The sequence below is a fragment of the Peristeroidobacter agariperforans genome, from assembly GCF_004138335.1.
GTDB classification, from domain to species: Bacteria; Pseudomonadota; Gammaproteobacteria; order Steroidobacterales; family Steroidobacteraceae; genus Steroidobacter; species Steroidobacter agariperforans.
Genome location: NZ_RYFW01000001.1, coordinates 2,735,173 through 2,753,205, shown reverse-complemented (window position 1 = coordinate 2,753,205; position 18,033 = coordinate 2,735,173). Strand labels below are relative to the sequence as shown.

Sequence of the window (18,033 nt, the reverse complement as noted above, 5' to 3'; positions counted from 1 at the left end):
TACGCCAGGCTTAAGCAGCCTGCTCCGAGGCGGCGGTGTAGCTGCCGTTGCGCGCATCGCCATTCAACTTGGCGCGACGAGCGAAGGCCTTCTGGCCAGCAGCGAACTGATCCGGCTTGCCGCCCCACGCCTTCAGCGCTTCGTCCTGCAGAGCGCGGCCGTACGAGAAGGTGAGCTCCCAAGGCAGATTGCCCATCTTGTTCATCAAGCTCAGGTGCTCGGTGGCTTCGGCAGCGCTCTGGCCGCCGGAGAGGAACGCGATGCCCGGCACCGCGCTCGGCACGAAACGCTTCAGCGTGCGCACAGTGGCTTCTGCAACCTGCTGGCGGCCGGCGCGCGCGGCGTTCTTCTTGCCCGAGATGACCATGTTGGGCTTCAGGATCATGCCTTCGAGATGAATGCGGTGTGAATCCAGCTGCTCGAACACCGACTTCAACACGGCGCTCGTCACTTCCTCACAACGCTCGATGGAATGATCGCCGTCCATCAGCACTTCCGGCTCGATGATCGGAACGATGTTTGCTTCCTGGCAGAGCGCGCCGTAACGGGCCAGCGCATGCGCGTTCGCGTCGATGGCGAACTGCGTCGGGATGTCCTTGGCGATGTCGATCACAGCGCGCCACTTGGCGAAGCGGGCGCCCAGCTTGTGATATTCGGCCAGACGCTCGCGCAGACCATCGAGGCCTTCGGTGATCGTTTCGTTGGGGAAACCGGCCAGCGGCTTAGCGCCCATGTCGACCTTGATGCCCGGGACCACGCCCAGCTTGGTCAGGTACTGCGCGAACGGCGTGCCGTCCTTGGTCTTCTGGCGCAGGGTTTCATCATAAAGAATGACGCCGCTGATGTACTTCGCCGCATCGGGCGTGGTGAACAACATCTCGCGGTAGGTACGGCGCGCTTCCTCGGTCGATTCGAGCTGGATGCTGTCAAAGCGCTTCTTGATGGTGCCGCTGGATTCATCAGCCGCCAGGATGCCTTTGCCTTTTGCAACCATTGCACGCGCAATCGATTCGAGCTCAGAGCGATTCATACTGTCCTCCGCCTTCAGGGGTGAGCTTGCGCGCGACGCGACGCTCGCAACAGCGTCGGCCCAAACGGCAAGCCTCAAGTTTTGGGGGGCGTAGGATAGCAAATCGCCTTCAGCTCCGGCCGGTACAAGTGTTGTAGCGGAACGACAACGTTGGACTACAAGGCCGTTGGCGGGTTTCCTGCCGGTAAAATTGACGCAACCCAAGCCCAACGCCGGGTCGGGACGGACAGGACTCTGGCTTGGGGGTTGTATTGGGACTAGAATGGTCCCATATCCTCCACCGAACCTCTCGATGGAATTCCCATGCTTCGCATTAGCAAGCTGACCGATTACGGCACGGTGATTCTTGCCCGCCTCGCAGGGCAACCGGACCGCTTGTGGACGGCGACGGAAGTCGCCGAGGCCACCCATATCGGGCTGCCCACGGTGAGCAAGCTGCTGAAAAAGCTGCAGCGGAGCGGCTTGGTCGTCTCCACGCGCGGCAGCCACGGCGGTTATCAACTGGCACAGGCGCCGGGCGAAATCACCGCCGCCCGGATCCTGGACGCGCTCGAAGGGCCCTTCGCCATCACCGAGTGCAGCGGCTCGCACAGCACCTGCGGGCTCGAGTCGAAATGCTCGGTCGGCCATACCTGGCAGAAGGTCAATGCCGCCATCCGGCGCGCGCTCACCGACATTTCGCTGGCCGAACTGGCCGGCACGACGCACGGCGTGACGACGACCACCGTCCCGCTCACCCGGCTGCTGCGCGCCTCGCACGATTAATTTTTGGGTTGAAGTTAGCAATGGCAAGCAATCCGCAAACCGATCCGACTTTAGAAGCCCTGGTCGCTCAGAAATACCGGCACGGCTTCGTCACGGACATTGAATCCGACACCGTCCCGCCCGGCTTGGATGAGGACGTCATTACTTTCATCTCGCGCAAAAAGGGCGAGCCGCAATTCATGCTCGACTGGCGCCTGCGCTCGTACCGGCACTGGCTGACCATGAAGGAGCCGCAGTGGGCGCACCTGCGCATCCAGCCCATCGACTATCAATCGATTTCCTACTATTCGGCGCCCAAGCCCAAGGCGGATGCGCCGAAGAGTCTGGAAGAAGTCGATCCGAAGCTGCTCGAGACCTACGACAAGCTCGGCATTCCTTTGCATGAGCGCGCCCGCCTCGCCGGCGTGGCCGTCGACGCGGTGTTCGACAGCGTGTCGGTCGCGACCACGTTCAAGGAACGTTTGCACAAGGCCGGCGTGATCTTCTGTTCGTTCTCCGAAGCCGTGCAGAAATATCCGGAGCTGGTCGAGAAGTATCTCGGCAGCGTCGTGCCCTACACGGACAACTACTTCGCGACCTTGAACTCGGCGGTGTTCACTGACGGCTCATTCGTATTCGTGCCGAAGGGCGTGCGCTGCCCGATGGAGCTGTCGACCTACTTCCGCATCAACGCGGCCAAGACCGGTCAGTTCGAGCGCACGCTGATCGTCGCCGAGGAAGGCTCGCATGTGAGCTATCTCGAAGGCTGCACGGCGCCGATGCGCGACGAGAATCAGCTGCACGCTGCCGTCGTCGAGCTGATCGCACTGGAAGGCGCGCAGATCAAATACTCGACCGTGCAGAACTGGTATCCGGGCGATGAGCACGGCCGCGGCGGCATTTATAACTTCGTCACGAAGCGTGGCGAGTGCCGTGGCGCGAACTCGAAGATCAGCTGGACCCAAGTCGAGACCGGCTCGGCGATCACCTGGAAATATCCGAGCTGCATCCTGACCGGCGACAACTCGGTCGGCGAGTTCTACTCGGTGGCCGTGGCCAACAATTATCAGCAGGCCGACACCGGCACCAAGATGATTCACATCGGCAAGAACACGCGCAGCACGATCGTTAGCAAAGGCATTTCGGCCGGTCACGGCCAGAATGCTTATCGCGGCCTGGTGAAGGTTCTGCCGAGCGCCATCAACGCCCGCAACTTCACTCAGTGCGACTCGCTGCTCATGGGTGACAAATGCGGCGCGCACACCTTCCCTTATATGGAAGTGCGCACGCCGACCGCGAGCGTGGAGCACGAAGCGACCACGTCGAAGATCGGTGACGATCAATTGTTCTATTGCCTGAGCCGCGGCATCTCCGAAGAGGACGCGGTGAACATGATCGTCAACGGCTTCTGCAAGGCCGTGTTCAAGGAACTGCCGATGGAATTCGCCGTCGAAGCGCAGAACCTGCTCGCCGTGAGCCTCGAGGGAAGCGTCGGCTAAAAAGCGCCGACGTGAGCCACCGCCAACCCCCAACTGCCAACCACTTATGCTCAGTATCAAGAATCTCCACGCGCTCGCCGGCGAAAAGCAGGTGCTCAAGGGCCTCGACCTCGAAGTGGGCGCGGGCGAAGTGCACGCCATCATGGGCCCGAACGGTTCGGGCAAGAGCACGCTCGCTCAGGTTCTCGCCGGCCGCGAGGGTTACACCGTCACCGATGGCAGCGTCACTTATAAAGGCAAGGACCTGCTCAGCCTGGCGCCCGAGGAGCGCGCGCGTGAAGGCGTGTTCCTCGCGTTCCAATACCCGGTCGAGATCCCCGGTGTGAACAACGTTTATTTGTTGAAAGCCGGCCTCAACGCCATTCGCAAACATCGCGGCGAGTCCGAGATGGACGCGTTCGAGTTCCTCACGCTAGTGCGCGAGAAGATGAAGCTCATGCAGATGAGCGAAAGCTTCTTGAACCGCGGCGTCAACGAAGGTTTCTCGGGCGGCGAGAAGAAGCGCAACGAAATTCTGCAGATGGCGGTGCTCGAACCGGCGCTCGCGCTGCTCGACGAAACCGACTCCGGCCTGGACATCGACGCACTGCGCGTCGTCTCGAATGGCGTCAACAGTCTGCGTAGCCCGGATCGGGCAATCGTGCTGGTAACGCACTACCAGCGGCTGCTCGATTACATCGAGCCGGATCATGTCCACGTGCTCTCCGACGGCAAAATCATCAAGAGCGGCGACAAGTCGCTGGCGCTGGAATTGGAGAAGCGCGGTTACGACTGGGTGAAACAGGAGGCCGCGGCGTGAGTGCTGTAGGCGCCAAGAGCAATGCATCGCCCGTCGACCGGTACAAGGCCGCGTTCGATGCGCGATGGCAAGGTAATGACGAGCTGACGGCGCTGCGCCGTGCGGCGCTCGATCAGTTCCTGTCGACCGGCTTTCCGACGCAGCGGGACGAGGCTTGGAAGTACACGAACCTGCGTCGTCTGGAAACGCGCTCGTTCACGCCTGCAGATGCGTCCGCGCTCGACGCTCATCAGCCCGAATGGCTGACGACGACGGGAACTCGCATCGTGCTGGTCAACGGCCACTGGCTGCCTGCCCTCTCCTTGCAGACCGCACAGCCGCCGGGTGTGACCGTGCTGACGCTCAAACAATGGTTGCAGCGTGAGCCTGCAGCCGTCGCCGCATATCTGAAGGAACACGATCAACTCACCGGCAATGCGCTGGAGCAGTTGAACCTGGCGTTCTTCGAAGACGGCGTCGTCGTGAATCTCGCGGATAACGCGATTCTCGACGCGCCGATCTACATCGTGCACCAGTCGACCAGTGCGGCGGCAGGCTGCATGAGCCATCCGCGCGTCATGGTTCGCGCCGGCCGGAACAGTCGCGCGACCATCATCGAACACTATCTTGGCGCCAACGAGGCGGAATATTTCACCAACGCGGTGACTCGTCTCGAAATCGCTGCCGGTGGCGCCATCACCCACTATCGAGGGCAGCGGGAAGCGCCTCGCGCCTTCCACATCGGCCACATTCAAACGAAGCTGGCGAAGGACGCGCGCTACTCCATCCATGACATCCAGCTTGGCGCAAGCCTGGGCCGGACTGGCATCACTGCGCTGCTCGAAGGCAGCGGTGCTCACGCGGCGCTGTTTGGTTTGTTTACGCCAATGGGCAATCAGCACCTCGACGCGCACACTCGCATCGATCACGTCGCCCCGCACACGACCAGCGAAGAAGACTATCGAGGCATCGCTGGCGGCAAAGGCCGTGGCGTCTTCAACGGCAAGATCATCGTGCGGCCGGATGCGCAAAAGATCGACTCGCGGCAGTCGAGCCGCAACCTGCTGCTCTCGCCGACCGCCGAGATCGACACCAAGCCTGAGTTGGAGATCTACGCCAACGACGTGAAATGCAGCCACGGCGCGACGACCGGTCAGCTCGATGCGACCGCCCTCTTCTATCTGCGCTCGCGTGGCTTGTCGGAATCGAACGCTCGCGCCTTGCTGATCCGGGCGTTCGCCGAATCCATTCTTTCGACCATCGGTCTCGAACCCGTGCGCGCGGCGCTCGAGAAGCAGATCGATGAGCGGTTCAAGCTAGCTAACGAGGCCAAGGCATGAACGCAGCTGTTACAGCTACGCGGAGCGCGACTGCGCTCGATATCGCCGCCATCCGGCGCGACTTTCCGATCCTGCACCAGACGGTGAACGGCAAACCGCTGGTGTACCTGGACAACGCGGCGTCGAGCCAGCGGCCGAAGTCAGTCATCGAAGCGATCTCTCGTTATTACGAGCACGATCACGCCAACGTGCACCGTGGCGTCCACACGCTGAGCCAGCGGGCGACGGATGCTTACGAAGGCGCGCGCGAGACGATTCGTCGCTTCATCAATGCCCGCGACACGAAAGAGATCGTCTTCGTTCGCGGCACGACCGAAGCGGTGAACCTGGTCGCCCAGAGCTTCGCTCGTCCGGGCTTCCAGGCTGGCGACGAGATCCTGATCAGCGCGCTCGAGCATCACGCCAATATCGTTCCGTGGCAGTTGCTGCGCGATCAGGTCGGCGCCGTGCTGAAGGTCATTCCGATCAACGAAGCCGGCGAAGTCGATTTCGTCGAGTTCCAGAAGCTGATCGGCCCGCGCACCAGGTTGCTAGCGCTGGCGCATGTTTCCAATGCACTGGGCACCATCGTGCCGGTGGAGAAATTCATCAAGGTCGCCAAGCAGCATGGCGTGCCGGTGCTGCTCGATGGCGCGCAAGCCATTCCGCACACCGCGGTCGACGTGCAGGCGCTGGGCTGCGACTTCTACTGCTTCTCCAGTCACAAGATGCTCGGCCCGACGGGCATGGGCGTGCTGTACGGCAAGCGCGAGCTGCTGGAAGCCATGCCGCCGTGGCAGGGCGGCGGCGACATGATTCTATCGGTGACGTTCGAGAAAACGACGTTCAATCAGCTGCCGTGGAAGTTCGAAGCCGGCACGCCGCACATCGCCGGCGCAATCGGTCTCGCGACCGCCATCGATTATCTGGAAACGATCGGCATGCAGCGCATCGCCGCCTACGAGAACGAGCTGCTCGAATATGCGACCGAGCGCCTGAGCGCCCTGCCGGGCCTGCGCATCGTCGGCACGGCGGCGGACAAAGCGGCTGTTGTGTCGTTCACGCTCGACGGCATTCATCCGCACGATATCGGCACCATTCTCGATACCGAGGGCGTCGCGATCCGCACCGGACATCACTGCGCCATGCCGGTGATGGACTTCTTCAGGGTTCCGGCGACGGCGCGCGCATCGATGTCGTTCTACAATACGCGCGAGGAAATCGATCGGCTCGTGGCCGCGCTCGAACATACTCGTCAAGTGTTGGGCTGAGCCCCGGACGACGACATGGATCTGAAAGATCTTTATCGCGACGTGATCGTCGATCACAACCGCCATCCGCGGAACTTCGGCAAGCTGCAGCCTGCCGACGTGCACGCCGACGGCCACAATCCGCTGTGCGGCGACCGCTTGACGATGTACGCCAATCTCAAGGGCGAGCACATCACCGATGTGAAGTTCGAAGGCAGCGGCTGCGCCATCTCGGTCGCGTCGGCTTCGTTGCTGACCGAAGCCGTCAAAGGCAAGACCAAGTCGGAAATTAAAGAGCTGTTCGACGACGTGCATACGCTGCTGACCCAGCACGACGCCGTCGTCGATCCCGCCAGGCTTGGCAAGCTCGCTGCGCTCTCGGGCGTGCGCGAGTTTCCGGCTCGCGTGAAATGCGCGAGCTTGTGCTGGCACACGTTGAACGCGGCGCTGGATCGCGCCGCCGAACCGGTGACTACAGAGTAGTTAGTTTCTTTCATGCACAGCCACGACAACGAACCTGTAACTCTACAGCGCGACGTCGAAGCCATCATGGTTCCCGCCGGCATCCCGGTGACCTTGCGCGAAGGCAAAACAGGCTTCATCACTCAGGCCCTCGGCGGCAGCTTCACGGTTTACGTGGAGGGCAACCTGTTTCGCGTCGCCGGCAAGGATGCGGATGCGCTCGGCAAGGAGCCGAGCCTTGCGCCCGAGCTGCCGCCCAACGCCACCGACGAGGACGTGAAGCAACTGGTGTGGGATCAGATGCGCACCTGCTACGACCCGGAAATTCCCATCAACATCGTCGAGCTGGGCCTGGTGTACACCTGTGACATCATGCACACGCCCGAAGGCGATCGCATCGCCGACATCAAGATGACTTTGACTGCGCCCGGTTGCGGCATGGGCGAAGTACTTGTGCAGGATGTCAAAGACAAAGTCGAGCTCGTGCCCACCGTGGCGCGCGCCGATGTCGAGCTGGTGTTCGATCCGCCCTGGAATCAGAGCATGATGTCGGAAGCGGCGCGGCTGCAGACGGGAATGATGTAATGACCTGGCATCCCGTGGCTCCCGCGGCCTCGATCGCGCCGGGCGACTACGCGCAGACCGAGATCGACGCTCAACTGATCGCCGTGTTCAATATCGCCGGCACGTTCTACGCGATCGACGACCTTTGCACGCACGACGGCGGCGAATTGGCCGGCGGTGCGGTCGACGGCGACGTCGTCATCTGCCCCCGCCATGGCGCCCGCTTTTGCTTGCGCACTGGCGCGGCGATGACGCCACCCGCTTACGAGCCTGTGCGGACTTATCCAACCCGCGTCAGTGACGACGGCATGGTCGAGATCGAAACCGACTAAGGAATCACATGCGCCTCACTCTGCTTCGCCACGCCAAGACCGAAGCTCAGCATTCCGGCCAGGAAGATTGGGATCGCATGCTCGAACCTCGCGGGCAGAAAGATGCGCCGGAAATGGCGCGTCGGCTACGTGAGCGCAAGCTCAAACCCGATCTGGTGATTACCAGCCCGGCCGTGCGGGCCCTGACGACGGCGCAGATATTCATGCGCGAGCTGCACCTGGCGCCTTCGAAGTTGCAGCAGGACGAGCGCTTGTATCTGGCCTCGCCGAAGGTGCTGAAGGAAGTCATCCGGGAGCTGGGCGGCACGGCGCAGCATCTGATGATCGTCGGTCACAATCCCGGGCTGACCGAGTTTGCCGATCGAGTTTCGGCCGATCGGGAGATCGACAACATGCCGACCTGTGCGATCTATACGTTGGAGTTCGAGATCGAGGATTGGAGTGAGCTGGAGTGGGACAGCGGCGTGAATGCCGAACTGGACTATCCGAAGAACTGTAGTACTTGTTGATGGAGATTTCTCTCGACGTTCCCTTCGTCCTCGACGTTCTCGCCGAGGAGCAATCGCGAGCCCAGGGCGAGATTCGCGATGTCGGCGTCGTGCGTGCGTACGAGAACTCGCGCCAGCGTCACGACGCTCGGATCGCAGCAGCGCCCGACGTGAGCACTCTCGCCTGCCGCGCCGGCTGCACGTGGTGCTGCCACTTCAGCGTCGATGTTCGTGCAGTGGAAGTCTTCAGCATCCTGGATTTCGTTGAACGCTCTCTGCCGGCCGCAGAGAAGGCCCGCATTTATGTCGAAGTGCGCACGAACAGCGCAGCGTTGCAGGGCATGGACGACATGGAGCGCATGCGACGCAACGTCAAATGCCCGTTCCTGAGCGCCGGCCGCTGCTCCATCTACGAAGCCCGCCCGCAGACCTGCCGCAACTACCATGCTACGGACGTGGTTGGCTGCCAGCAGTCCTACGAAGATCCCGACAACCTGGAGATCGACCCGGAATTTGCGCCGATGGTGTATCAAGCGGGCGGCGCCCACGTCGACGCATTCACGCGCGCGATGCGTGAAGATGGCTACGACACGAGTGTGTACGAGATGAACTGCGCACTCGACACCGCTTTGTCCGAGCCGGACGCGCGCAAACGATTCGAGCAGAAGCGCGCGCCGTTCAAGAAGCTTGCGGGTGACGATGTGCCCGGCGAGTTTGAAGACCTCGCTGACTGAGCGAAGCTCACTCCCCCGCCATCGTCAACAAACTCGCATTGCCACCGACCGCGGCGGTATTGATCGTCACCGTCTGCTCCGTCGCAAACCGGTGCAAATAGTACGGCCCGCCCGCTTTCGGCCCCGTCCCTGACAACCCGCGACCGCCGAACGGCTGTACGCCCACGACCGCACCGATTATGTTTCGATTCACATAAACATTGCCAGCGCGAACGCGCGCAGCGATGTACCTGGCCGTGGCATCTACACGCGTGTGCACGCCGAGCGTCAACCCGAATCCCGTCGCATTCACCGCATCGATGACTTTGTCGAGCTTGTGCGCCTGGTATCGAATCAGGTGAACGATCGGCCCGAACACCTCACCCGTCAGCTGTGAGAGCGCCTCGATCTCCACTGCCGCCGGCGCGAAGAACGTTCCCTGCTCATGCTCGGGCTTCAGCTTATAAGCATGACTCCAGCGCGCCTTGCGCGTGATCTTCTCCGTATGAGTCCGAAGCATCTCGCACGATGGCGGATCGATCACGGGCCCGACGTCCGTCGTCAGCAGCATCGGATCGCCGAGGGTCAGCTCCTCCATGTACCCCGCGAGCAACTCGGCAACGCGATCGGCGATCTCCTCCTGCACATACAACGCCCGTAGCGCCGAGCATCGCTGGCCCGCGCTGTTGAAGCTGGACTGCACGACATCGAACACGACCTGCTCGGGCAGCGCCGAGCTGTCGACGATCATGGCATTCTGACCGCCGGTCTCTGCAATCAACACCGGAATCACACCCTCTCGATTCGCCAGCGAACGATGGATCGACTTCGCCGTCTCGGTCGAGCCCGTAAACGCCACGCCGGCGACCCGTGGATCCGCGACGATGCGCGCCCCGACCGTCGCTCCATCGCCAGGCAACAGATGCAAGACGTCAGGCGGCACCCCCGCCTCCAACAATATCTGCACCGCTCGCGTCGCAATCAGCGGTGTCTGCTCCGCCGGCTTCGCCAGCACCGAATTCCCAGCAGCCAACGCCGCCGCGATCTGCCCCGTGAAAATCGCGAGCGGAAAATTCCAAGGGCTGATACAACAGAACACCCCGCGCCCGCGCAGCTTCAACTCGTTGCTCTCACCCGTCGGCCCAGGCAAGCGAACGCCCGCGCCAAATTCGTTCCTGGCGCGGTCCGCGTAGTAGCGCAAGAAATCGACCGCCTCGCGCACTTCCGAAATACTGTCTGGAATCGTGCGCCCGCCTTCTCGCGCGCAATACGCAATCAACTCCGGCATGCGCTCTTCATAAAGATCTGCGGCATGTTCCAGAACTTCAGCGCGCTCGCTCGCGGACACCGCATCCCACTGCATTTGCCCCGACACCGCCGCCACGAGCGCTTTATCGACCAGCGCAACGTCCGCCTCTCTCACCGTTCCAATCACTTCGTTCCGATTCGCCGGATTCCGCACCTCGACGCCGCGCATCTCCTGCAGCTCACCTTTGACGATCGGCCCACCGACCCATCGCTGCTGAGCCGCTTGTTTGATCTTCGCGAGCAGCGGCTCTCGTTCCGCCGGATCGGCCAGGTTGACGCCCAGCGAATTCAATCTCGACGAGCCATACAACATCCGAGGCAGCGGAATCCGCGGATGCGACACTTGCTTCAAAGCATCCACTTCGAGGACAGGATCGCGAACGATATCCGCAACCTCGTGCTCCTCGTCGACGCTGCGATTGACGAATGAAGTGTTGGCGCCATTCTCGAGCAGCCGCCGCACCAGATACGGCAGCAGGTCTTCGTGCGAACCGACCGGCGCATACACTCGACAGGGAATCCCCAGCTTGTGCTCCCCGACGATCTGCTCGTACAGCTCTTCGCCCATGCCGTGCAGCCGCTGGAACTCGAACTTCCGCCCCGCCTCCCCGGCCAGCTCGATGATGGTCGCAACAGTCTGAGCATTGTGAGTGGCGAACTGCGGGTAGATCTCCGCCCCCGACGCAATCAACTCCCGTGCACAGGCGATGTATGAAACGTCGGTATTCATCTTCCGGGTGAACACCGGATAGCCCGAGAGCCCTCGCTCCTGAGCCCGTTTGACTTCGCTGTCCCAGTACGCGCCCTTCACCAAACGGACGTTCAAGCGCCCTCCGCTCGACTGCGCCAGCTCCTTCAGCCAGCGAATCACATCGATGGCACGCTTTTGGTACGCCTGCACGGCCAGCCCGAATCCATCCCAACCTTGCAGTTCCTTCGAGCGCGCGACGTGTTCGATGAGCTCGAGCGACAGCTCGAGCCGCTCCGACTCCTCTGCATCCACCGTCAACGGAATGTTTACTGCCTTCGCCGCCACGGCCAGCTCGTGCAACCGAGGCGCGAGCTCTTTGAGCACTCGCTCTCGTTGCGAGAACTCATAGCGCGGAAACAGTGCCGACAACTTCACCGAAATGCTCGGCGATGCTTCGATGGCAGAGACCTTGCTCGAATGCGCGCCGATTTTCTGGATCGCCTCGTGATACGCCTTCAGATAGCGCATGGCGTCCCAGCTCGTCAGCGCCGACTCGCCCAGCATGTCGAACGAATGTCGGTACAGCTTGCTTTCGGCGCTGGTGGAGCGGTCCAGCGCCTCTTCGATGGTGCGTCCCATGACGAACTGATGTCCCATGATGCGCATGGCCTGCCGGAATGCCCCTCGCAGCACGGGCTCACCGATGCGACCTGCAATACGCGCAAGTACGCTTCGGGGGTCGTGCATATCGGCATCGCTCGGCCGCACGATGCGCCCGGTGAGCATCAAGCCCCAGGTGGACGCGTTGACGAACAACGATTCGGCGTCGCTCAGGTGCGAAGCCCAGTCGCCCGCTGCAATCTTGTCTGCGATCAAACGGTCGGCGGTGGCATCGTCAGGAATGCGCAGCAGCGCTTCGGCGAGACACATCAGGATTACGCCTTCCTGTGACGACAAGTCATACTTGCGCAGGAAAGCATCGAGACCGGTGCGGCGCGCCTGATAGTTGCGCACGCCTTCGACCAGAGCTTGCGCGCGGCTCGCTATCTTGGCGCGCTGTCCCTCCGACACTCTGGCAGCTTCCGCCAGCCTGCGGACGATCTGCTCTTCAGCGCCAAGATAGTTCCTGTTGATGGCGTCGGCGATGGGCCGCCGAGCATGGTTGTGCTGCTGGGACGACATCATGGTTTATTTCTTTCCCTGGGAAAGCAGGGTATACACAACGCAACGCGGCACCGGCTGTACGTAGATGGCGACAGCCAACCTGCTACCGTGCGCTTGAATTCGGCGCCCGGGACTCAATTCTCCACGGACGAGTGTGCTTGTAGCAGATCCCCGATGGGAGGGTTGTGTGAGCCAGGAAACGACCGTTGTGACCGCGGACACCTTCATGGCCGAAGTGGTCGAGACATCGGCCCGCGTGCCGGTGCTGGTCGACTTCTGGGCGCCGTGGTGCGGACCCTGTAAACAACTCATGCCCATCCTCGACCGCCTGGCCCAGGAATATGGCGGGCGCTTCCGCCTCGCCAAGGTCAACACCGACGAGCAACAGGAATTGGCGCAGCAACTCGGCATCCGCAGCTTGCCGACCGTCGTGCTGTTCAAAGACCGCACCTCGGTGGATCATTTCGTCGGCGTGGTGCCGGAGGCGCAGATCCGGCGCTTGCTCGACAAGCATTTGCCCACCAGCTCCGACGCACCGTTGGAGCGCGCCCAGGCGCTCAAGGCCAAGGGCGATTTCTCGGCAGCGCGCGCCATCATCGACAGCGCCCTGGCCGGCGATCGCGAGAACATCGCTTATCTGACCGAGCTGGCCGAGCTGCGCGCGCTGGATGGCGACGTTGAGGGTGCACGCGCCGAACTGACGCGCTTGCAAGGCATCGAGCCGAATCATGCCGCGGTGAAACGGCTCGCCGCGTTATTGAGTTTCAGCGACGTCATCGCCGCCTATCCCGATGTTCGCTCGTTACGTGAGCGGAATGCGACCGACGCCAGCGATCTCGATTTGCGCCATGCACTGGCCGTGCATCAGCTGTTGGGCGGCGACGTCGAGCCGGCGCTACAAACCTGGCTCGAGATGATGCGTAACCATCGCGGCTACAAGGACGACCTGGCGCGCCGCAGCCTGCTGCAGGCGTTCGAGCTGATCGGCGACGCAGATCCCATCGTCTCGCGCACCCGTAAAGAAATGGCGCGCTTGTTGTTCTAAACCTCTCAGCCCGAAACGCGCGCCGTCTCCTGCAATTGCTTCGACGCTGCGGTTCCCAAATACGCCCGAATCAACAGGCGCGTCACATAGATGAATGGGATGAGCAGGAACGCCATAAGCAGCTTATAGGCATAGTTCACGCTGGCGACCGCCAGGAACAGCGACATCGGCCACTTCTGCGGGCCGATCACGAAAGCGATGTAGAGCACGACGAAGCTGTCCACCAGTTGTGACACCGCCGTCGAGCCGGTGGCGCGCAGCCAGATCCAGCGCTCGCCAGTCAACATGCGAATCCGGTGAAACACGGCCACGTCGATCAGCTGGCCTACCAGGAAGGCCGTCACCGAGCCCGCGATCGTCCACATTCCCTGCCCGAAGATATTGCTGAACGCCGCCTGCATGTCCGGCACGCCGCGCTCGCTGTTGACCGCGACCCAGAATCCCGCCGGCGTCAGCGAGATGGCCATGTACGCCGCGAGAAAGCCGTAGACGATCAGCACGACCGTGAGCCAGGAAATGAAACGCACCCCGCGCGTGCCGAAATATTCGTTGATGATGTCGGTCATCAGAAACACGAACGGCCACAACAGCACGCCGCTGGTGAACGACAGCGAGCCGCTCTGTCCGAACAGGTTCCAGTTCAACGGCTCCAGCCCGAGCGTGGGCTCCAGCGCAAATATCTTCACGCCGACGAACTCGGCGATCACGGCGTTACAGACCAGGAAGGCCGCGAGCACGATGAACAGCTTTGCCGCCCGGTTCTCGATGGGATGTCCTAGCGCGGCCGTCGCGGCCAGGCCGAGGGCCTGCGAGCCCGGGCCAGCGGCGGGCAGCCGAGCGGAGTCTGGAGATGAAACCAAGGTTCACCAGGTGCGATTACAGTTTCGGATCTGTATGAGTATGCACCACTCCACGGGCGGCCTGGGCATGCTGCTCCCGCGTGAACCAGTTATGCTTCAGTTCTTTTCGCACGGTTCTACAAAGTCATGGTCCAGATCACGGGGCTCAATATCTATCCGGTCAAATCTTGTCGCGGTATTGCGCTCACGCAGGCGCGCCTGACCGAGACCGGGTTCGAGCACGACCGCGAGTGGCTGGTCATCACGCCCGAAGGCCGCTTTCTTACCCAGCGCGAACGACCGCAGCTGGCGCAGGTCGAAACCGCCCTCAGCAACGATCGGCTGGTTCTGCGCAAGCCCCATGGCGCGGACCTGAGCCTGCCTCTGAACCTGACCGGCCCCGAACTGGAAGTAACGATCTGGCGCGACAAGGCTGCTGCCTTCGACGCCGGCGATGAGGCCGCGACCTGGCTCACCGAGCATCTCGGCAAGCCGGCGCGACTGGTGCGCTTCGATAAGCGCCACAAGCGTGCGAGCAACATGCAGTGGACCGGCGGCGTCGAAGCGCTCACTCAATTCGCCGATGGCTATCCGTGGCTGCTGATCTCGCAGGGTTCGCTGGATGAGTTGAATCGGCGCATGACGACGCCGCTGCCGATGAATCGGTTCCGTCCCAACATCGTGGTCGACGGCCTGCCGGCGTTCGGCGAAGACAGCGTCGATGAGTTCGTCGCGGGCGACGTGCGGCTGAAGGTCGTGAAGCCTTGCGATCGCTGCGTGATCACGACCACCGATCAGATCACCGGCGAGCGCAGCAGCGACGAGCCACTGAAGGCACTGAAGGAATTCCGCTTCGATCGCAATCTGCGCGGCGTGCTGTTCGGTCAGAACATGATCCTGACCGGCGGCATGGGCAAGGAGCTAAAGGTGGGTCAGCAGTTCGAGGTGACTGCAGGCACGAGCAAGACCAGCATCGGCTGAATTACTCGCCGTACTCGCGCGTCACGGCGCGCGACAGCAGCCGCAGTGTCTGGGTCTCCCAACCGAAGCGGGCTTCGGCAGCAGCATCTTCGCCGACCGCGCTCTGCACGGCGGCGACATGGGGAGCGACGCGACGGATCACCGTGCTCTCCCAGTCTTCGCGCACCAGGGTCTTCTCAGGATCGGCGTCTTCCAACTCGGGATCGATCAGCACCGGGCGGGGCATCTCGATGGTGGCTTCCGGATCGTAGTCGCGCTCGGTTGTCATAATCTTCGACACTCTTCGGCTCGGACGACCCCGCCACCCTAGCCACTTCCGCCAAAGTCGGCATGAGCGGCGGATCACAAGGTCGTCATCTCAGTGAAACTCGCGTACGAAGTCGCGGGACCGCGCACGCTTTGTAGCTAATGCGCGGCGCCGAGCCCAGGTTCCGCTGGACCGGTTACAGGCGAGTGACAGAGATGCGAATAGCTTGCCAGCGACCTTAATAACCAGACAATTGAGCAAACCGATCGGTGTGGTAGTACTGATCGCCGAAGGTTTCCGCGGCCGCGCGAGCACGCTTCATGAAGAAACCGATGTCGAATTCGTCGGTCATACCGATGCCGCCGTGCATCTGCACAGCTTCGTTGGTGGCGATGCGCGCCACCTCGCTGGCCTTCGCTTTTGAGAGACACACCAGCGATGAAGCCGTCGGCTCCTGCGCATCCAGCGCCTGCAGGGTTCGCAGCACCACCGAGCGCACCAATTCGATCTCGCAGAACAAGTGCGCTGCGCGATGTTGGAGCGCCTGGAACGTGCCGATCTTGACGCCGAACTGCTCGCGCTCGCGCAAGTAAGCCAACGTGCGCTCGAAAGCTTCCTCGGCGACACCCAACAACTCTGCCGACAATACAGCGCGACCTGCATCGAGTACGGCGTCGAGGACAATTGCGCCTTTATCGAATGTGCCGATCACATCGGCATCGGTAACCGACACGTCGCGCAAGTCGACGGTCGCGCTGTTGCGGCTGTCGACCATCGAGGAGCGCGTGATGCTGACGCCGCTCGCCTTCGGGTCCACCAGGAACAGCGTGATGCCATCGCGGGCGCCGATATCGCCCGACGTGCGCGCCGTGACGATCAAGCGGTCCGCGATGTGGCCATCCAGCACGTGCAACTTGCGACCGCTCAGCTTGTACTTGCCGGTGCAGCGAGTGGCGACGTGATAGGGCGTGTGACGCACACATTCGTCGCTGGCCAATGCAATCAGCAAGTCGCCGCCGGCAATGGCAGGCAGCAATGTTTCTTTCTGCGCCGGAGTGCCGCCTCTTAGCAACGCGGTTACAGCCAGCACTGCGCTCGACAGCATCGGCGTTGCGCTGAGATTGCGGCCGATCTCGGCTGCGATGAGCCCGGCGCCCACAAAGCCAAATCCCACGCCGCCATGTTCCTCGGGCACGAGCACGCCGGCCCAGCCCATCTCGGCCATTTCTTTCCACACATCGCGACTGAGGCCGATCGGGTCGACATCGTCGCGCAGCTTGCGCAGTTGAGAGACGGGCGCACGCTCGGCGGCAAAGCGCTTCGCGGCGTCACGAAACATCAGTTGATCGTCGGTGAGTACCAGAGTCATGAGCTGCTCCTGATCACGCGCCCGGCAGGCGCAGCACGTTCTTGGCGATGATGTTGAGCTGGATCTCCGACGTGCCGCCCTCGATGGAGTTGGCCTTGGTCCTGAGCCACATCGCGGCCAGCTGCTCTTCGCTATGAGAATCGCCGAACTTCAAGCCTTCGCTGCCTGCTACCGACATGGTCAGCTCGGCGCGCCGCTTGTTGAGCTCGGTGCCGTAGTACTTGAGCATCGACGACATCGCGCCGGTCTCATTGCCCGCTTTCGCTTCATCGGTAACGCGATTCATCGTGAGTGCGAATGCGAGCGCGTCCATCTCGAAGCGTGCGATATCGGTACGCAACGCCGGCTCCGCGAGGCGCCCACCGGCGAGACCGATATTCTTGATCGCGAGCTGACTGAGCGGCGTGACCCGCTGCGTACCCATGCCGCCAATCATGTTGCGCTCGTGGGTGAGCAGATACTTCGCGATGGTCCACCCTTTGTTCAATTCGCCGAGCAGGTTTTCCTTCGGCACTTTGACGTTGTCGAAGAACGTCTGCGTGAACGGCGAGTAACCGGAGATCAAGCGGATCGGGCTGGTCGTGACGCCGGCCGATTCCATGTCGAACAGCACGAAGCTGATGCCTTCCTGTTTTTTGCCGGTGAAGCTGGTGCGGACCAGGCAGAAGATCCAGTCCGCCTTGTCGCCGTAGCTGGTCCAGATCTTCGAGCCGTTGACGACGAAGTGATCGCCGTGATCGTCGGCGCGCGTCTTCAGCGACGCGAGGTCGGAGCCCGCGCCAGGCTCCGAATAACCCTGACACCAGCGAATCTCGCCGCGCACGATCTTGGGGATGTGCTCGCTCTTTTGTTTCTCGTTGCCGTACTTCAGCAGCGCTGGCCCGAGCATGGAGATGCCGAAGGACGTAAGCGGAGGACGGCACTTCAACGCAGCCAGCTCTTCGCGCAGCACGCGCGCTTCGTCCTTGCTCAGACCGCCACCGCCGTACTGCTTCGGCCATTCTGGAACCGTCCAGCCCCGCTCCGCCATCTTCTGCAGCCACACGCGCTGCGCGTCGTTCTTGAACTTGGCGCGCCGGCCACCCCAGCAGATGTCGTATTCGTCGACCACGGGCTGGCGCATTTCGGGCGGGCAATTTGCTTCCAGCCACGCGCGAGTGTCGCGGCGGAATGCTTCCAGCGTCTGATCTGAATTCAGTTGTGCGGACAC

The 18,033-nt window shown here is 62.2% G+C and carries 18 protein-coding genes; 12 read left to right on the top strand and 6 right to left on the bottom strand.

Annotated features, from left to right (window positions below; all coding sequences use genetic code 11):
- Positions 1–10: 10 nt before the first annotated feature.
- Positions 11–1,030 (bottom strand): class I fructose-bisphosphate aldolase, encoded by a 1,020-nt coding sequence (locus EK373_RS12005; RefSeq protein WP_129642877.1) that lies wholly within the window; start codon positions 1,028–1,030, stop codon positions 11–13.
- 303 nt (positions 1,031–1,333) lie between these two features.
- Here EK373_RS12005 and EK373_RS12000 point away from each other — a divergent pair, with 303 nt between their 5' ends.
- The 10 genes from EK373_RS12000 to EK373_RS11955 are packed head-to-tail and all read left to right on the top strand — an operon-like array spanning position 1,334 to position 9,200.
- Positions 1,334–1,795 carry an SUF system Fe-S cluster assembly regulator gene (locus EK373_RS12000; RefSeq protein WP_129642876.1) on the top strand — a complete coding sequence of 154 codons (462 nt, stop codon included), beginning with the start codon at positions 1,334–1,336 and terminating at the stop codon, positions 1,793–1,795.
- A 20-nt stretch (positions 1,796–1,815) separates the two neighbouring features.
- Positions 1,816–3,273 (top strand): Fe-S cluster assembly protein SufB, encoded by a 1,458-nt coding sequence (sufB, locus tag EK373_RS11995; protein ID WP_129642875.1) that lies wholly within the window; start codon positions 1,816–1,818, stop codon positions 3,271–3,273.
- Between the two features lie 46 nt (positions 3,274–3,319).
- On the top strand, positions 3,320–4,072 hold the full coding sequence (sufC, locus tag EK373_RS11990; protein WP_129642874.1) for a Fe-S cluster assembly ATPase SufC: 753 nt from the start codon (positions 3,320–3,322) through the stop codon (positions 4,070–4,072).
- On the top strand, positions 4,069–5,391 hold the full coding sequence (gene sufD / locus EK373_RS11985; RefSeq protein ID WP_157994333.1) for a Fe-S cluster assembly protein SufD: 1,323 nt from the start codon (positions 4,069–4,071) through the stop codon (positions 5,389–5,391). The genes sufC and sufD overlap by 4 nt, the downstream gene beginning before the upstream one ends.
- Positions 5,388–6,641 carry a cysteine desulfurase gene (locus tag EK373_RS11980; RefSeq protein ID WP_129642872.1) on the top strand — a complete coding sequence of 418 codons (1,254 nt, stop codon included), beginning with the start codon at positions 5,388–5,390 and terminating at the stop codon, positions 6,639–6,641. Before sufD ends, EK373_RS11980 begins: the two co-directional genes overlap by 4 nt.
- A 15-nt stretch (positions 6,642–6,656) precedes the next feature.
- Positions 6,657–7,103: a Fe-S cluster assembly sulfur transfer protein SufU gene (sufU, locus tag EK373_RS11975; protein ID WP_129642871.1), complete on the top strand. Its 447-nt coding sequence runs from the start codon at positions 6,657–6,659 to the stop codon at positions 7,101–7,103.
- Positions 7,104–7,115: 12 nt separating this feature from the next.
- Positions 7,116–7,667 carry a putative Fe-S cluster assembly protein SufT gene (gene sufT, locus EK373_RS11970; protein ID WP_129642870.1) on the top strand — a complete coding sequence of 184 codons (552 nt, stop codon included), beginning with the start codon at positions 7,116–7,118 and terminating at the stop codon, positions 7,665–7,667.
- Positions 7,667–7,978, top strand: coding sequence for a Rieske (2Fe-2S) protein (locus EK373_RS11965; protein WP_129642869.1), 312 nt, complete (start codon positions 7,667–7,669; stop codon positions 7,976–7,978). Before sufT ends, EK373_RS11965 begins: the two co-directional genes overlap by 1 nt.
- An 8-nt stretch (positions 7,979–7,986) precedes the next feature.
- Positions 7,987–8,487 carry a SixA phosphatase family protein gene (locus EK373_RS11960; RefSeq protein ID WP_129642868.1) on the top strand — a complete coding sequence of 167 codons (501 nt, stop codon included), beginning with the start codon at positions 7,987–7,989 and terminating at the stop codon, positions 8,485–8,487.
- Positions 8,487–9,200, top strand: a complete 714-nt coding sequence (locus tag EK373_RS11955; RefSeq protein WP_129642867.1) for a YkgJ family cysteine cluster protein — start codon at positions 8,487–8,489, stop codon at positions 9,198–9,200. The genes EK373_RS11960 and EK373_RS11955 overlap by 1 nt, the downstream gene beginning before the upstream one ends.
- 7 nt (positions 9,201–9,207) lie before the next feature.
- Here the strand turns inward: EK373_RS11955 and putA are convergent, their stop codons facing one another.
- Positions 9,208–12,363 (bottom strand): bifunctional proline dehydrogenase/L-glutamate gamma-semialdehyde dehydrogenase PutA, encoded by a 3,156-nt coding sequence (putA, locus tag EK373_RS11950; protein ID WP_198683234.1) that lies wholly within the window; start codon positions 12,361–12,363, stop codon positions 9,208–9,210.
- A 166-nt stretch (positions 12,364–12,529) separates the two neighbouring features.
- On the opposite strand from putA, the gene trxA reads away from it, so the two are divergent.
- Positions 12,530–13,387, top strand: coding sequence for a thioredoxin (gene trxA / locus EK373_RS11945; protein ID WP_129642866.1), 858 nt, complete (start codon positions 12,530–12,532; stop codon positions 13,385–13,387).
- Positions 13,388–13,392: 5 nt separating this feature from the next.
- On the opposite strand, the gene EK373_RS11940 is transcribed toward trxA, so the two are convergent.
- Entirely contained in the window at positions 13,393–14,184 is a 792-nt protein-coding gene (locus tag EK373_RS11940) for a queuosine precursor transporter (protein WP_129643661.1), read from the bottom strand.
- A gap of 189 nt (positions 14,185–14,373) precedes the next feature.
- Here EK373_RS11940 and EK373_RS11935 point away from each other — a divergent pair, with 189 nt between their 5' ends.
- Positions 14,374–15,207, top strand: coding sequence for an MOSC domain-containing protein (locus tag EK373_RS11935; protein ID WP_129642865.1), 834 nt, complete (start codon positions 14,374–14,376; stop codon positions 15,205–15,207).
- 1 nt (position 15,208) lies between these two features.
- Here EK373_RS11935 and EK373_RS11930 read toward each other — a convergent pair whose 3' ends face one another.
- From EK373_RS11930 to EK373_RS11920, 3 genes are all read right to left on the bottom strand, one after another.
- Complete coding sequence (locus tag EK373_RS11930) at positions 15,209–15,487, bottom strand: hypothetical protein (protein ID WP_157994332.1); 279 nt, start codon at positions 15,485–15,487, stop codon at positions 15,209–15,211.
- 205 nt (positions 15,488–15,692) lie between these two features.
- Entirely contained in the window at positions 15,693–16,823 is a 1,131-nt protein-coding gene (locus EK373_RS11925) for an acyl-CoA dehydrogenase family protein (RefSeq protein WP_129642863.1), read from the bottom strand.
- Positions 16,824–16,836: 13 nt separating this feature from the next.
- Positions 16,837–18,033, bottom strand: coding sequence for an acyl-CoA dehydrogenase family protein (locus EK373_RS11920; RefSeq protein ID WP_198683232.1), 1,197 nt, complete (start codon positions 18,031–18,033; stop codon positions 16,837–16,839).

What these genes read in the sequence shown, in the direction of transcription:
- EK373_RS12000 (WP_129642876.1), top strand. Translation starts at nt 1,334, where the DNA reads ATGCTTCGCATTAGCAAGCTGACCGATTACGGCACGGTGATTCTTGCC.
- sufT (WP_129642870.1), top strand. Translation starts at nt 7,116, where the DNA reads ATGCACAGCCACGACAACGAACCTGTAACTCTACAGCGCGACGTCGAA.
- EK373_RS11960 (WP_129642868.1), top strand. Translation starts at nt 7,987, where the DNA reads ATGCGCCTCACTCTGCTTCGCCACGCCAAGACCGAAGCTCAGCATTCC.
- EK373_RS11925 (WP_129642863.1), bottom strand. Translation starts at nt 16,823, where the DNA reads ATGACTCTGGTACTCACCGACGATCAACTGATGTTTCGTGACGCCGCG.
- sufB (WP_129642875.1), top strand. Translation starts at nt 1,816, where the DNA reads ATGGCAAGCAATCCGCAAACCGATCCGACTTTAGAAGCCCTGGTCGCT.
- EK373_RS11965 (WP_129642869.1), top strand. Translation starts at nt 7,667, where the DNA reads ATGACCTGGCATCCCGTGGCTCCCGCGGCCTCGATCGCGCCGGGCGAC.
- EK373_RS11935 (WP_129642865.1), top strand. Translation starts at nt 14,374, where the DNA reads ATGGTCCAGATCACGGGGCTCAATATCTATCCGGTCAAATCTTGTCGC.
- sufU (WP_129642871.1), top strand. Translation starts at nt 6,657, where the DNA reads ATGGATCTGAAAGATCTTTATCGCGACGTGATCGTCGATCACAACCGC.
- putA (WP_198683234.1), bottom strand. Translation starts at nt 12,363, where the DNA reads ATGATGTCGTCCCAGCAGCACAACCATGCTCGGCGGCCCATCGCCGAC.
- EK373_RS11980 (WP_129642872.1), top strand. Translation starts at nt 5,388, where the DNA reads ATGAACGCAGCTGTTACAGCTACGCGGAGCGCGACTGCGCTCGATATC.
- EK373_RS11955 (WP_129642867.1), top strand. Translation starts at nt 8,487, where the DNA reads ATGGAGATTTCTCTCGACGTTCCCTTCGTCCTCGACGTTCTCGCCGAG.
- sufC (WP_129642874.1), top strand. Translation starts at nt 3,320, where the DNA reads ATGCTCAGTATCAAGAATCTCCACGCGCTCGCCGGCGAAAAGCAGGTG.
- EK373_RS12005 (WP_129642877.1), bottom strand. Translation starts at nt 1,030, where the DNA reads ATGAATCGCTCTGAGCTCGAATCGATTGCGCGTGCAATGGTTGCAAAA.